The sequence below is a fragment of the Streptomyces sp. NPDC055632 genome (genome assembly GCF_053618675.1).
This window is the reverse complement of record NZ_JBSHHY010000037.1, coordinates 1-12,884: the sequence shown is the minus strand read 5'-3', so window position 1 is coordinate 12,884 and position 12,884 is coordinate 1. Positions and strand designations below refer to the sequence as shown.

The 12,884-nt window shown below is 69.1% G+C and carries 12 protein-coding genes and 2 pseudogenes; 9 read left to right on the top strand and 5 right to left on the bottom strand.

Translation table 11 applies throughout. The features are described from left to right. Positions 1-92 precede the first annotated feature (92 nt). The 3 genes from ACWGSR_RS31775 to ACWGSR_RS31765 all read left to right on the top strand — a co-directional run bounded on the left by ACWGSR_RS31775 (position 93) and on the right by ACWGSR_RS31765 (position 2,881). Positions 93-647 carry a tellurite resistance TerB family protein gene (locus ACWGSR_RS31775; protein WP_453571703.1) on the top strand — a complete coding sequence of 185 codons (555 nt, stop codon included), beginning with the start codon at positions 93-95 and terminating at the stop codon, positions 645-647. A gap of 177 nt (positions 648-824) precedes the next feature. Beyond that, the gene (locus ACWGSR_RS31770) at positions 825-1,601 is read left to right on the top strand and encodes a hypothetical protein (RefSeq protein ID WP_453571700.1); all 777 of its coding nucleotides are present in this window, start codon (positions 825-827) and stop codon (positions 1,599-1,601) included. Positions 1,602-2,017: 416 nt separating this feature from the next. Continuing rightward, positions 2,018-2,881, top strand: coding sequence for a hypothetical protein (locus ACWGSR_RS31765; protein ID WP_453571698.1), 864 nt, complete (start codon positions 2,018-2,020; stop codon positions 2,879-2,881). 348 nt (positions 2,882-3,229) lie between these two features. Here the strand turns inward: ACWGSR_RS31765 and ACWGSR_RS31760 are convergent, their stop codons facing one another. Further along, positions 3,230-4,165 carry an AraC family transcriptional regulator gene (locus tag ACWGSR_RS31760; RefSeq protein ID WP_453571695.1) on the bottom strand — a complete coding sequence of 312 codons (936 nt, stop codon included), beginning with the start codon at positions 4,163-4,165 and terminating at the stop codon, positions 3,230-3,232. Positions 4,166-4,254: 89 nt separating this feature from the next. Between ACWGSR_RS31760 and ACWGSR_RS31755 the strand changes: the two genes are divergently transcribed. After that, the gene (locus tag ACWGSR_RS31755) at positions 4,255-5,187 is read left to right on the top strand and encodes an NADP-dependent oxidoreductase (RefSeq protein WP_453571692.1); all 933 of its coding nucleotides are present in this window, start codon (positions 4,255-4,257) and stop codon (positions 5,185-5,187) included. A 113-nt stretch (positions 5,188-5,300) separates the two neighbouring features. Beyond that, on the top strand, positions 5,301-5,651 hold the full coding sequence (locus ACWGSR_RS31750; RefSeq protein ID WP_453571689.1) for a hypothetical protein: 351 nt from the start codon (positions 5,301-5,303) through the stop codon (positions 5,649-5,651). Positions 5,652-5,666: 15 nt separating this feature from the next. On the opposite strand, the pseudogene ACWGSR_RS31745 reads toward ACWGSR_RS31750, so the two are convergent. The 3 genes and pseudogenes from ACWGSR_RS31745 to mscL all read right to left on the bottom strand — a co-directional run. Further along, a pseudogene (locus ACWGSR_RS31745) lies at positions 5,667-5,804 on the bottom strand (IS5/IS1182 family transposase); the annotation flags it as partial. Positions 5,805-6,075: 271 nt separating this feature from the next. After that, entirely contained in the window at positions 6,076-6,237 is a 162-nt protein-coding gene (locus ACWGSR_RS31740; RefSeq protein ID WP_376236799.1) for a hypothetical protein, read from the bottom strand. Between the two features lie 653 nt (positions 6,238-6,890). Next, positions 6,891-7,334: a large conductance mechanosensitive channel protein MscL gene (mscL, locus tag ACWGSR_RS31735; RefSeq protein ID WP_376236803.1), complete on the bottom strand. Its 444-nt coding sequence runs from the start codon at positions 7,332-7,334 to the stop codon at positions 6,891-6,893. 189 nt (positions 7,335-7,523) lie between these two features. On the opposite strand from mscL, the gene ACWGSR_RS31730 reads away from it, so the two are divergent. Then, on the top strand, positions 7,524-8,273 hold the full coding sequence (locus ACWGSR_RS31730; protein WP_376236805.1) for a ZIP family metal transporter: 750 nt from the start codon (positions 7,524-7,526) through the stop codon (positions 8,271-8,273). Between the two features lie 180 nt (positions 8,274-8,453). Next, a complete protein-coding gene (locus ACWGSR_RS31725) occupies positions 8,454-9,113 on the top strand; it encodes a hypothetical protein (RefSeq protein ID WP_453571685.1) in 660 nt (219 codons plus the stop codon). Between the two features lie 360 nt (positions 9,114-9,473). On the opposite strand, the gene ACWGSR_RS31720 is transcribed toward ACWGSR_RS31725, so the two are convergent. Next, a complete protein-coding gene (locus tag ACWGSR_RS31720) occupies positions 9,474-10,148 on the bottom strand; it encodes a DedA family protein (RefSeq protein ID WP_453571682.1) in 675 nt (224 codons plus the stop codon). Between the two features lie 367 nt (positions 10,149-10,515). On the opposite strand from ACWGSR_RS31720, the gene ACWGSR_RS31715 reads away from it, so the two are divergent. Both ACWGSR_RS31715 and menC read left to right on the top strand, forming a co-directional pair. Then, positions 10,516-10,857, top strand: coding sequence for a DUF5133 domain-containing protein (locus tag ACWGSR_RS31715; RefSeq protein WP_453571678.1), 342 nt, complete (start codon positions 10,516-10,518; stop codon positions 10,855-10,857). Between the two features lie 118 nt (positions 10,858-10,975). Further along, positions 10,976-11,699 (top strand): annotated as a pseudogene (gene menC / locus ACWGSR_RS31710) (o-succinylbenzoate synthase); the annotation flags it as partial. Positions 11,700-12,884 lie beyond the last annotated feature (1,185 nt).

The following is a 12,884-nucleotide window of genomic DNA, read 5'->3' as shown; positions in this document are numbered from 1 at the left end:
GAACTTTACGGTGCGTGGATGGCGTTGGCAGGGTGGTGCGCGATGATGCGCACCCGGCGAGGGACGACGTAACAGAAGTTGAGGTGGCACGAGTGGCGATGTGGGATCGGATCAAGGACCAGGCGGCCAGGGGTCTGCAGCAGGCCCAAGGGGCGCGCGGCGGCTCCGGCGGCCACGGGCCGTCCGGCGCACGGTCCGGGGGCGGTTCCAGGGCCGAGCTCGTGAGCGCGCTGAAGTCGCAGCTCACGTCGCTGAAGACGGAGCTGAAGAGCGGCGCCTTCCGGGACGCCAGCATGGCCATGTGCGCGTTGGTGGCCGCCGCCGACGGACGGGTCGACCCGGCCGAGCGCCAGCACGTCGAATCGCTCATCCTCACCAATGACGTGCTTCAGAACTTCCCCGCCGACCAGCTCCGCCAGCGTTTCAACAAGCACGCCGACCAGCTTTCGGCCGGTTTCGTCATGGGCAAGGCGGCGGTGCTTCAGGAGGTCGTCAAGGTGGCGAAGAAGCCCGCCGAGGCGCGGGCCGTCATCCAGACCGGCATTGTGATCGCGGGTGCGGACGGCTTCATCGAGCCTGCCGAGGAGCAGATCATCCGCGAGGCGTGTGCCGCGCTCGGCCTGACGGCGGCGGAGTTCGGCATCTGACCCGCTGACCCGCTGACCCGCTGACCTCGGTGAAGAGGCGCGCGGCTCGCGGATTGCGTCGGCCCCGCCGGGTCGTCCCGGTCGACCAGGGAGGCGTAGGCGGCGAACGCGACGACCGGTCCACCGCCGGCCCGCAGGGCGGGCTGGACCGGGTTGGTGGTGGCAGGATGCCCGTTCATGGGAACGAGAGATGACAGCGACGAGGCGTATGTCGTCGGTCTGTGCAGCCGGATCCTGGGGGAGAGCGCTCTGGCGCAGCACAGGTTCGACTGGCTGGTGGGGGATCCCGGAGTGGGCGGCAGGCAGGTCAGGCTGCCGGTGGATGCCTATTGGCCGGGTCATGGGCTCGTGGTCGAGTACCGTGAACTGCAGCACGACCAGCCGATGGCCCACTTCGACAAGCCGGACCGGCTGACCGTCAGCGGTGTCCATCGCGGCGAGCAGCGAGCCCTGTACGACGCCCGGCGCGACACGGAGATCCCCGCGCACGGGTTGCGCCTGATCGTCATCCGCCCCGCGGACTTGGACGCGGACGGCCGCGGGCGGCTGCACCGCAACGAAGACGTCGATCTGGTGGTACTGAGGAAGCTCCTTGCGCGCGACAGCGACGAGGACCGGGTCACCGACACCTTCCGCACCTGGCTCCTGGCCGAACGCTGGACACCGGTCGATCCCACGGACCGGTGGACCGACCTGGAAGCCGTGCGCGGAGAAGAACGGCTGATCTGCGAGGCCGAGGGCCGTACCGGCGAGAAAGGCATCGACGCCGACATCGCCTACGGCCGGCTGCTGCGCCGCATGACGAGCCAGAACCCGCACACGCGTTACGTCCTCGTCGTGCCGTCCTCCTCTGTCAAGGCCGCAGCGCGCGTTCCGGCCCACGTACGACAGATCCTGCACATCGACGTGTACGAGGTGACGGACGACAACCAGGTACGCCTGCTGACCGACTGATCCTTTTCCCGACCCGACGGTGCCAGCCGCACGCTGGACGGATCTGCTGAACGACGAAGCTCCCGGTAGGGCGGGTTCCCGACCAAGAACGCCCGCAACCGCCAGGAGCTTCGCGTGCTTCTCCGCCCGTCGTCGATCGACCTGTCCGGTCGCATCCCGCGGTGCCTGACCGGACGGCTCGTCGGCCGGGTGGCCACGCGAACGGTAGAAGAGGAAGGAAAAGGTTGCTAAAGGGGCTCTTCTCGATCCTTCCGGATCTTGGATGACGAAAGTTCTTCTCTTTTCTTTCGCGGACATCTCGGGCGCGTCACGATCGCGGAGGGTGTCTGTTCGGATCCTGTCCCAGGCTGAAGCATGGCGCTTCGCGTCGCCTCGCGGGCGACGCGTCCGTTCCAAGTACGAAAGGGGGGAGCGGCGTGAAGCGACAGATGATCTGCTTTCTGGCGGCCGGTGCTCTCATGCTGGGTGGCCTGACGGCTCCCGCGTTCGCGGCCGACACGACCGGTTCCGAAGCAGTGGTGACCACGACCGAGGTGACCCGCGCTCTTGAGGAGGTTCCCGGTCTGCTCGCGCAGTCCGACACCGTGAAGGCGGTCACCGATGCCGACTCGGCCGCGACGAGCACGGCGGCAGGCGCGACGGTCGACATTCCCAAGGACGCCTCGCAAGGGGTGACCGTCGACCGCGCGGACGGTCCCGCCGTCACGATCGACCTGCCGGGCGCCGAGGACAGCTCCCGGGGCAGGCTGGTCGCGCCCGGAACAGTGGCCTACGGATCCGCTACCGGCAGTTCCAACGCGGTGCAGGCGACCGAGGACGGCGGCGCGCGCATGCTGACCGTCATCGCCGAGCCCGGCGCGCCCACCGAGTACGCCTACGGCATCAGCATCGAAGGCGGCGGCCGGGTGGTGCTCACCGAGGACGGCGGAGCCGCTGTCCTCGGGTCTGACGGACAGCCGGTCTCCGTGGTTGCGGCGCCCTGGGCGAAGGACGCGGAAGGAAAGGCGGTACCGACGCACTTCACGCTCAGGGACGGCTCTTTGGTGCAGGTCGTGGACCACGACCGGGCCGGTGTCGTCTATCCCGTCACCGCCGACCCGTGGTGGTCGTGGCTCGTCACGGCGTTCAACTGGGCCGGCAAGGGAGCGAAGATCCTGGTCAAGAAGGTCGGACCGTGGGCGCTCGTCCTGTGCGCGACCGGTGCCGGCTGGGCCTGGTACCGCTCCGACAGCAAGGGCTGGCTGCGCGTGGGGGACGCGGTGGTCGGATGCATCGCCTGACCGCCTCCACCCCTGCCTGACCCGCCCGGCACAACGAGGGGCGCCGCCCGGGAAGGCTCGGGTGGCGCCCCTCGCCGCCCGGTTGTCACGCCAGCGCGTCTTCGGCTTCGGGCCAGTGTGGTGGGACACAGGCCCTTCATGGCCGCTCGCGGTTCCTCGTCCGTCTCGGAGCACGTGGTGGTCGGACGGCTACCAGGGTGGGTGTCCCTGTCACGCCGGGCGCGCTTTGCCTGCTGGCTGCTTGGGTTGTCAGGCCAGTTCGGCGGATCATGTTCGCGCAGGTGTCGGCGCACACCCGAATGCGCCCAGCCGCGTACGACTGAACATGCTCAGGTTTGCCGATCCGGATCAGTTGTTCCGGCGGTACGCGCCGGGTGGGGTTCCGTAGGTTCGTTTGAAGGCGTGGGCGAAGGCGAACTCGGACGTATAACCCACCTGTGCGGCGATGGATCTCAACGGTGCGTTCGATGTCCTCAGCAGGCGTGCTGCGGTGGTCATCCGCCACCAGGTCAGGTAGCCGAGGGGCGGTTGGCCGATCAGCGCGGCGAATCGTCTGGCGAAGGGTGCCCGGGACAGCCCGGCTTGCTCGGCGAGTCCCGCCACGGTCCAGGGTGCTGCCGGGTCTCGGTGGATGGCGTGCAGGGCGGCGGTGACCTGGTGGTCGTTCAGTGCCGCGGCCCATCCGGTGGTCTCTTCTCGGGCGGGCTGTTCGTCGAACCAGATGCGCAGGATGTACAGCAGGAGTGTGTCCAGGAGGGCGGGGACGACTGCGTCCGCGCCCAGGCGCGGGTCCTCCAGCTCGGCGGCCAGGAGGGCCACAGCTGAGCCCAGCTCAGGATGGCGGTCCGAACGTGCTTGCAGATGGATCAGATCCGGGAGGGTCAGCAGCAGTGGGTGAGTGCGGGACGGGTCGAGCTGGTAGGCCCCGCAGAGCACCATGGTGACGGAACCGCCGGCTCCGCTCCGGTCGACTCTGTCGGACGCGTAGGGGCCGTACAGCTGGTGGTCGTCGGGGCCGCAGACAGGGGCCGTCACCAGGGTTTCGGGACTGTCGGCCAGCGTGTGCCCGCTGCCGTGAGGAAGGAACACCACGTCACCCGCGACCAGTTGGACGGGTTCCGCGTCCGGGGGCAGGAGCCAGCAGGAACCCTGCAGGATCACCTGGAAGCCCGCCGACCCCGGGACGGGGGCGAACTCCTGTCCCCACGGGGCATGCCACCGCACGTGCGCCGACCGGGGCCGGCCGGTCCGTGTCACCGCGACCACGTCGCTGAGTACGTCCATGCGCCGAGAGTAGGGGTGCGAGACGTATGCGCATGAACTGGGAAGCCTGACGCATGGATCGTCTCCGTGAGTGCTCGTAGATTCGCGGCATGACGATGATCAAGACCGCGCGCATCCACGACTACGGCGATGCCTCCGTGATCCGCCATGAAGCGGTTCCCCGTCCGCGACCCGCCTTCGGTGAAGTGCTTGTCCGTGTCGCAGCGACGTCCTTCAATCCGACTGAGGCCGCTCTGCGCGCCGGAATGCTCCAGACGTTCTTCCCTGTGGTTCTGCCCTACGCGCTCGGCTGGGACGTCGCCGGCACCGTGGTCGAGATCGGCGCGGGGGTGGAGGGCCTGACCGTCGGCGACCGGGTCATCGGGCGGCTCGACGGTGGGGGTGCGGCTGCCGAGTACGTCCGTGCGCCGGCAGCCGTGCTGGTCGCGGCGCCGAGGTCCGTCCCTCTCGCGAACGCTGCGGCCCTTCCCGTGGCCGGCCTGACGGCCTGGCAGGCGGTTCTCGAGCACGGGAAGGTGGGTGCTGGTCAGCGGGTACTGGTCAACGGGGCGGGGGGCGGTGTCGGAGGCTTCGTGACGCAGCTTGCCAAACACGCGGGGGCGGAGGTGGTCGCCACGGCGAGTCCGCGGAGCACCACGGTGGTCCTGCGGCAGGGGGCGAACCGAGTGATCGACTACACCGCCGGGCCGGTGGGTGGCGCGCTCGACGGTCCGGTGGACACCTTGCTCAATCTGGTCCCGCTGAGTCCGTCGGCCGCCACAGCCCTGGCATCTTTGGTACGACCGGGCGGGAGGATCGTCTCGATTGCCACTCCTGTCGAGCCGGCTGCCGATTCCGGCGTGAGCGCAACGCACATGGTCGCCCGTAATGATGTCGCACATCTTGCGGCGCTCGTGGAGCTCGTCGACGCGGCCGCGCTCAGCATCGACATCAGCGCGTCACGGCCACTGGCCGACCTCTCGGACGTCCACGACCTCAGCGAATCCGGACGGATCCGAGGCAAGGTCATCCTCATCCCCTGAGCCCGGGCGGGGATCTCGGGGTCCCGTGCCAGCCGGTCACCGGGCACGTTCTCATGTACCTGGCCGAGCACTTTGACGAGTACGCCGACAGCAGGGCTCGGTAGGTTGGCCGCATGTCTTCTGCACTTGTTGTCGGTTACGACCCGCAAGCGATACCCGGCGTTGACGGAGAGGCTCTTCGTGCGGCGCTCGACGCGGAGCTCGCCCGGTTCGGTGAGCACGGCATCGACGCGGCCATGACACTGATCGTGTTCGACGAATCGGCCGAGTCCACCCTCGTCGCATCGTTGACCAGGCAGCCGTGGGATGTCGTGGTCGTCGGCGCCGGGATCCGCAGGACCGAGCCGCTGCTTCCGCTCTTCGAGCAGATCGTGAACCTGGTCCGGCGCCATGCGCCCCGGGCCGCGATTGTGTTCAACACCAGTGGCGGGGACAGCGTCGAGGCGGCACAACGATGGCTCTGAATTCCTGCTGCCCGATCACGTCCTGAGCCACAGCCGGGTCGCGGCAGCGGTAATGGTGCCCCGGAAGACGCAGGCGCGCTTGTCGAACCTCGTGGCCACGGCCCTGAAGTTTTTCAGGGCGTTGACCGTCCGCTTCACTTCGTTCCGATTCCTTGTCCGGGCCCCGTACCCGGACACCGACACCGCAGAGCCGCCCATCGGCACCGCTGCGTGTCGGGCCGTGGCACGGGGGCAACACGCGTTCTCACGACACCAACTGACGACTGCTTGCGTCACCGAAGACGGACTGCCGCAGGTCAGCGCGATGGACGTGGGTGAGGTGGTGGCTGGCAGACGAACGGTGGCGGACGCATCCGGGCCGGCTGTCCGACAGGCGATCCTGACCGGTTGCCAAGAGAGTTTGACCGGTCAGGAAGCCTGCAGGTCAGGTGCTCGGTCGGTCGCGGTGGAGCTCCGCGTCGCGCTCTCGGACGAAGTCCATCGCTTGGTGGATCGTGCAGCCGGACGCGTCCCGGTACGCCTTGATCGCATGGATGATCCGGCCGTTCAAGATCTCGCGATCCACGTTCTCCAGAAGGGTGTCCATGGGCTGACCATACCGACAAGGCGTTCGACCGCACCGGTCGATATCACTTGGCAATGGGGCAAGAGCACCTGTCGGAGGACACGCGCGTCCTGGCTGGGCTCGCCGACACGCAGGACGATGAAGACGGGGATGAGCACGAGCACGACCAGGGCGACGTCGCCGGCCCGGTGCGGCCGCCGCTGACCGCAATCCACGACGCGGTCGGGGCCTGCATCGAATCGTCTCGCGCGCGAGACACCGCTACGGGCGCCGCTGCCGTGCTCGACTACGGCCTGTCTCAGCCGGGCCCTTATCGCCGTCTCCACCCGCGTGGATGCCGTCGCGGGGGCGCTTGATCCCCGGCCGCCTTGCTGCGCTCGCCCGCGGCGGTCTTCAGGGCCTCGGCGAGACCGTCGCGCACGTGGTGGCCTGCCTGGCCGTCCGCGACGTCCGCACCGCCCCGCCGCGCCCTGCACAGCATCCTTCCGGCCGTGGACGCCGCTGATCAGCGGCGTCCTGAGCGCCCTGCGGTCGGCTTCCGGCTACCTGGCCGTCCTTCGCCGCGCCCTGCACACGATGTACCGGCTGCCCGACTCCCGACCGCCCCTGCGCGGCGCACATCTCCATTCCCTACCGCACCGGCCCGCCCTGACAGGGGTGGAACCGGCAGCCCGCTACTCGATGCGCCGGGTCGTGTCCCCCGGTTGGACGGGTACCGCGGGCAGGGGAGCGGTGCACGCCGCGCAGCGGCGGGCCCGGGCCGGAACGGGGCTGAGGCATTCGGGGCAGTCCCGCTTGGGCGCCTGGACGTCCTGGTGCGGCGCGAGACGCTCGTGCAGCTTGTTGATCGGCAGTACCACGAGGAAGTACAGAGCACTGGCGAGGAGCAGGAAGCTGATCACCGCATTGATGAAGGCACCGTAGGGGAACTGAGTGGCGCCCACGGTGAAGGTCTTGCGGTTCATGTCGCCGGTGGCGCCGGCGGCCAGCCCGACCAGGGGCGTCAGGAAGGCGCTCACGAAGCCGTTGACGACGGCGGTGAACGCTGCCCCGATGACGATGCCCACGGCCAGGTCGACCACGTTTCCGCGCAGGATGAAGCTGCGGAATCCTTTCACCTTCTCGCTCCTCGGAGTTCCTCGACGTCGACGGGCGGCCCGGGAGTGCGGCCGGCTCCTTGCCCGGATGCCCGGCCGCGTCCCGCCCATACCTGCCGGGTACCAGACGGGATCGTGCCGGCGTTCGCTGTTCTGTTGTTCGGCGGGTAGGAGGGGCGCATCTGTCGACGATGGTGAGAGGGGCCGGTTGTGACGGGAGCGTTGGTTGCGGGCGGATGGGGCCTGTTCGCGGGGGCGGCCCTGCTGGTGGGGGCGGCCGTCGGCACGTTGGTGCGGGTTCCGCCCCGGCTGATCGCACTGGTCATGGCCTTCGGCAGCGGTGTCCTGATGGCCGCGGTGTCGTTCGAACTCATCGCCGAGGCGTACGAACGCTCCGGCATGATGCCCGTGGTCACCGGCGCCGTCGGCGGTGCCGCCGTGTACTCGGGGGCCAATGCCCTCCTGGCGCGACGGGGCGCGCGGCATCGGAAGCGCTCCGGGGAACAGCAGCCCTCCGAGGACGAGGCGCCGGGATCGGGGAATGCCATAGCCCTGGGAGCGCTGCTGGACGGGGTCCCGGAATCCGTCGTCATCGGTACCAGCCTGCTGGGAGGCGGGCACCTGGGAGTGGCGACGGTGGGGGCGGTGTTCATCAGCAACCTGCCCGAGGGGCTCGCGAGCGCCGCCGGGATGCGTGCCGCCGGGCGCGGTCGCGGATACGTGTTCGCCCTGTGGGGAGGCATCGCTGTGGTCAGCGGTCTGGCGGCGTTGGCCGGCTACGCCCTGCTGGGCGGTGCGTCCGCGGCGGTGATGGCGACGATCACGGCGGTGGCGGGCGGGGCGATACTGGCGATGATCGCGGACACGATGATCCCCGAGGCGTACGGCAGGGTGCACCTGCTGACGGGCCTGGTCACCGTGATCGGCTTCTTGTCGGCGTTCGCTCTGGCCCACCTTTAGGCCGGGCCCGGGGCCGCGGGCCTCAGCGGGCCGGGGGCTTTCCGCTCCGACGGCTGGTGGTGACCGGCCCCATGGTGGAAGCATGTCCAGGAGGTCGACGTCGCAATGGGGAAGTCGTCATCGAGCGTCGAACGCTTTTCTCCAAGGGGGAGTCGGGATGCGATACGACGGCTTACGCGGATGACGGTACCCGACTGGATCGTGCCGGTCCTCGTGGGCGCCTTCCTGGCGTTCTCGTACCGCGTCGTGCGCAAGGGCCGTGCCGGGCTCGGCACGGCGGTGCTGTTCATGGCGGTGCTGAACGTGAGCCTGCTCTGGACCCTCTGGGCGACCGGTCCGTCCTGGGCGGCACCGGTGGTCGCGGTGGTCTCCCTGCTCGCGGCCACGGCCAGCGCGTTCGCGGCGCTCCGCGCCACGGTGGCCCGGATCGAGCGCGTGGACACCGCCCGTTTCCACGATCTCGTACGGGCGGTGACCGAAGCCCCGGGGCCGCAGGTCATGGGCGTCTGCGTGTCACCCAGAGGTGCCCTGGTGCTCACCGCCTTCGGCGACGACACGCGGCCGGAGGGCCGCCAGTTCCATCTGCCGCCCGGAACCCACTGCCCGTTCTGCCTGGTGGAGGACCAGGTGAGGGACTTCCTCGGTCCCGAGGACCCGTTGCTGCACGAGTACCGTACCCATCTCGTGCGAGGGAGCAGCCGCCATCTGCTCGTCAGGCGCGCCTCCCCGGAGGAGCCGTGGACGGGCCGGCTGCGCGACCGAATCCACTACCGGGTTCCGGCCCCGTCCCTGCGCCCGCCCTGCCCGGACCACGACCCCTTGTTGAACGCGGCCCGCTAGGACTTGTCCGGCCGATCATGCGCCTCTGACGGAACGCGCATGATGTCGCCCAGGGCCGTGGCATCTTCGATGCCATCACGGCCGGGCATTTCGAGCGTGAGGGTCGGGCAGAGTGCGTGCCAGGAAGTCGGCGTCGGGTTCTTTGACGGCCGCCGCGATTTCCCGGGCTGCTCGTCTGTCGAGAGCGCCGATGGCTTGCTCTATCAGGAGGCGGTCGCCCGCAAGGGCCCGGCCAGAAGGGCTTCCAGGTCCAGCCCAAACGCTGGGCGGTGATCGGCGTCATGGTCCGTCGACTCACCCGTGGCCGGCCAGTAATCCGGCCTGGCCCCCGACCACTCTCACGCATCGATCAGTGAGATCTCAAGTGCGGTCCGAGGGAGTGTGGTGCTCACGGTTGCGATTGCGCCACCGCACGGCCACAAAGGCCGTGAGGGCAAGGGCGCTCAGGACGAGGACGGCTTTGGAGAGGAAACCGACGTACTTCTCCACCACGTTCCACTGGTCGCCCAGCCAGTAGCCGGCCATGATCAAGGCGGCGTTCCAGATCAGGCTGCCGAGCGCGGTCAGCGTCACGAACAACGGCAGGGGCATCCGCTCCACCCCGGCCGGAGCGGAGACGAGGCTGCGGAAGACCGGCACCATGCGGCCGAGGAAGACCGCCTTGCTGCCGTGCTCGGCGAACCACTTCTCCGTGCGTTCCAGGTCGGAGACCTTCACCAACGGCAGCTTGGCCCAGAGGGCGTGCACGCGCTCACGCCCGAGCAGCATCCCGAGCCAGTAGAGGAGCAGGGCTCCCACGACCGAGCCGAGGGTGGTCCAGAACATCGCCGAGAACAGCGTGAGCACGCCCTGCCCGGCCGCGAAGCCGGTCAGGGGGAGGATCACCTCGCTCGGCAGGGGCGGGAAGAGGTTCTCCAACGCGACGGCCAGGCCGGCTCCAGGGCCTCCCAAAGCCTCGATGAGGTCTGATGCCCAGCTCGCGGGTCCGCCCGAGGGCTGGGGCTGCTGTGCCGCCGAGTACGTGGGGTGGTGCATGGTGGCCTCCAAGCCGCCGGGTCCATCGGTCGCCCGGGTGTACGCTCCTGCTTTCTCCTCGTCAGGGGGCGCACCGGCCGATGACGGTCCACGGCCCGGGAGTGCCTTTCCTGCTACCCGCTCCGCCGCGATCCCCACCCCCGAGGACGGAACGGATGCGGACGTACTTCCCTGTGCAGGGACACGCCGCGCCGCGATCGTCCGTGGTGACGCCGTCCCGGTCGGTCTGTCGGCTGCTCGGACCCGTCCAGCACTCGTCTCCCGTGGCCATCAGTGCCCGTCGACCGGTAGGACGCCGCGCTCCGGGCCGACACCGCCCGAGGCGTGGTCGCCCTGCGGGTGAGGAGACAGGCGACAGGGGGCCCTGATGGCACGGATTCTTCCGGGGGCGCATGTTCAGGCGCGGGCGGGGAAAACGGGTGTCACTTGTTGGACCGTGAAAGGCCGGCCTGTGTTGACACCCGATTCCCGCCTCCTCCGTTCCCTGCTCACCCGTTATGCCGATCTTCGTATTGCCGAAGTACGTGGTGAGAAGAGGGAGGGACAACGACTGGAGGACGTCTCGTACACCCTGTGCGTGGTAACCGGCACGAACCGAGTCGAGGACGCTCTGGCGGCCGCCGACACCCTGCTGGCCGCTTCCCGCGTGACGAAGGTTCGCCGACGGCCGTCCGCCGCCGGTCTGCCGGTGACGGAGCTGGCCGCCTGACGGCCCGACGGACCCGCCCCTTCCCGAGGCGAACCCCCTCGGGGGCGGGTCCGCCGCCCTGACTCATCACCTACATGCCGCCACGGCTCTGCTTCGTCATGCTTCTCGCCGTCGCTCGGACCGCGTCCCCTGCGGCGTCTCGGTCGGCATCATGGACTTCATCCCCGAGCTCCTCGACGCCGTCGAGGGCTACGTCGCCGAAGGCTACGTCCGGATCAAGCTGAAGATCGAACCCGGCTGGGACGTCGAGCCCGTCCGCGCCGTACGCGAACGCTTCGGCGCCGACCTGCTCCTCCAGGTCGACACCAACGCCGCCTACACCCTCGTCGACGCCCAGCAGCTCGCCAAGCTTGACGACTTCGGCCTGCTGCTGATCGAACAGCCCCTGGCCAACGACGACATGGTCCGGCACGCCCAGCTCGCGAAGCTCCTGCGCACCTCGATCTGCCTGAACGAGTCCATCGAGTCCGCCGCCGACGCCGCGGCGGCCATCTCACTGGGCGCCTGCTCCATCATCAACATCAAGCCGGCTCGCGTCGGCGGCTACCTCGAAGCCCGCCGCATCCACGACATCGCCCGCGCCCACGGCATCCCGGTCTGGTGCGGAGGCATGCTCGAAACCGGCATCGGCCGCGCCGCCAACGTCGCCCTCGCCGCCCTACCCGGATTCACCTCCCGGCGACACCTCCGGCTCACACCGCTACTTCGCCACGGACATCACGGAGCCGTTCGTGCTCGCGGACGGCCACCTCGACGTCCCTGAGGAGCCGGGCCTGTGCGTCGAGCCGCTGCCCGACGTCCTGAAGGAGGTCACCACGTCCACCGAGTGGATCGCGTTCTAGTCCCCCTGCACGGCAGTTGACCCTCCCGAGGCTCGCTGGGCGCACGTGCACCCAGCGAGCCTCGGTGCTGATACGGCACACACCTCGTGCCAGGGGCAGATCCTTCACCACGAACAAGCCGGTCATCGGCCCGCTCTGCTCCCGGCGTACCTTTGACCCGGTCAAGAGTGTCGACGCCGTTCCGGCCGTGCCCGACTCCTCGGTGCCCAGGCCGTGAGAACGAGACGCTGGATGCTGCCGTTCCAGCCGGTCCTGCGACCAGTGGATTCTGTCCTCGACGGCGGGCGCCCGGTGGGCAAGTTCGCGGGTGGCGGCGAGGGCCTGGTGTGAGCCGCGTCGAGCGTGAGGGTCGGCAGCGTGGGGGACCTGGTGCCGGGTGAGTGCTTGCCGCGGGCCGGTGCTTGGCACCGAAGGGTCCACGGAAAGGCTGCTGTACCAGGCCCCTGTGGTCCGCTGGTCAATCGGGTGGTCGAGATACATGGGCTCGCCGGCAGTGTCGGCGAGCAGCTCACGCTTGTCTGGGCTGCCGAGCAGGATGCACAGCGATCTCAGTCCCCGCAGATCGAGCGGCCGGCCGAACACCTGGAGGCGACTCTTGCCGCGCAGCGCATGGCGGTGCGAGCCCTCTGTGAGATGAGCACCCACCTCCTGCTCGGAGCCGTCCACACCTGGCCAACCTGGTACTGCGGGCCCTGCTGCGCGATGCACAGGCAGCCGCCGTCATCAACACGGAGAAGAAGAACCGCTCTGCACAGGGGGGGCTTCGAGGCTGCCAGCAGCCACAAGGCGGCCTGGCCGACATCCTCACCGACGGCGAAGCTGTGGAGCCGGGTGCTGCCGGCGGCGGCACGGGCAACCGGCCTGCCGTCTCACGCCACCCTCGTTGCCAGACTTCTCAAGCTCCAGCGGCGCCCTCGCTTTGACGCTCTGGACGCACGTCGAGGGACGGACTACCACCGCTGCTTGCCAATGCCCTGTCGGCATGTGATTCAACATGGCGACCGCAATCCGTTCGTTTCTGACGGTCTCGCCACGTGCGAGCGCGATCCGCCTAAGAGGTTGTCTCACGTGGTGGCTCAGCTATCCAACCGTGCTCGTGAGAAACATCTGGAACTCTGCAGCGAGGTTTCGCATCTCCTCGCCGGCCGCATGCACGGTGGTGGTCTCGAAGTGCCACTCCTCGGA

Bases quoted from the DNA above. Each gene is read 5' to 3' on its own strand.
- ACWGSR_RS31770 (WP_453571700.1), top strand. From the start codon at position 825: ATGGGAACGAGAGATGACAGCGACGAGGCGTATGTCGTCGGTCTGTGC.
- ACWGSR_RS31760 (WP_453571695.1), bottom strand. From the start codon at position 4,165: ATGGACGTACTCAGCGACGTGGTCGCGGTGACACGGACCGGCCGGCCC.
- ACWGSR_RS31755 (WP_453571692.1), top strand. From the start codon at position 4,255: ATGACGATGATCAAGACCGCGCGCATCCACGACTACGGCGATGCCTCC.
- ACWGSR_RS31750 (WP_453571689.1), top strand. From the start codon at position 5,301: ATGTCTTCTGCACTTGTTGTCGGTTACGACCCGCAAGCGATACCCGGC.
- ACWGSR_RS31740 (WP_376236799.1), bottom strand. From the start codon at position 6,237: ATGGACACCCTTCTGGAGAACGTGGATCGCGAGATCTTGAACGGCCGG.
- ACWGSR_RS31725 (WP_453571685.1), top strand. From the start codon at position 8,454: ATGACGGTACCCGACTGGATCGTGCCGGTCCTCGTGGGCGCCTTCCTG.
- ACWGSR_RS31720 (WP_453571682.1), bottom strand. From the start codon at position 10,148: ATGCACCACCCCACGTACTCGGCGGCACAGCAGCCCCAGCCCTCGGGC.
- ACWGSR_RS31715 (WP_453571678.1), top strand. From the start codon at position 10,516: ATGGCACGGATTCTTCCGGGGGCGCATGTTCAGGCGCGGGCGGGGAAA.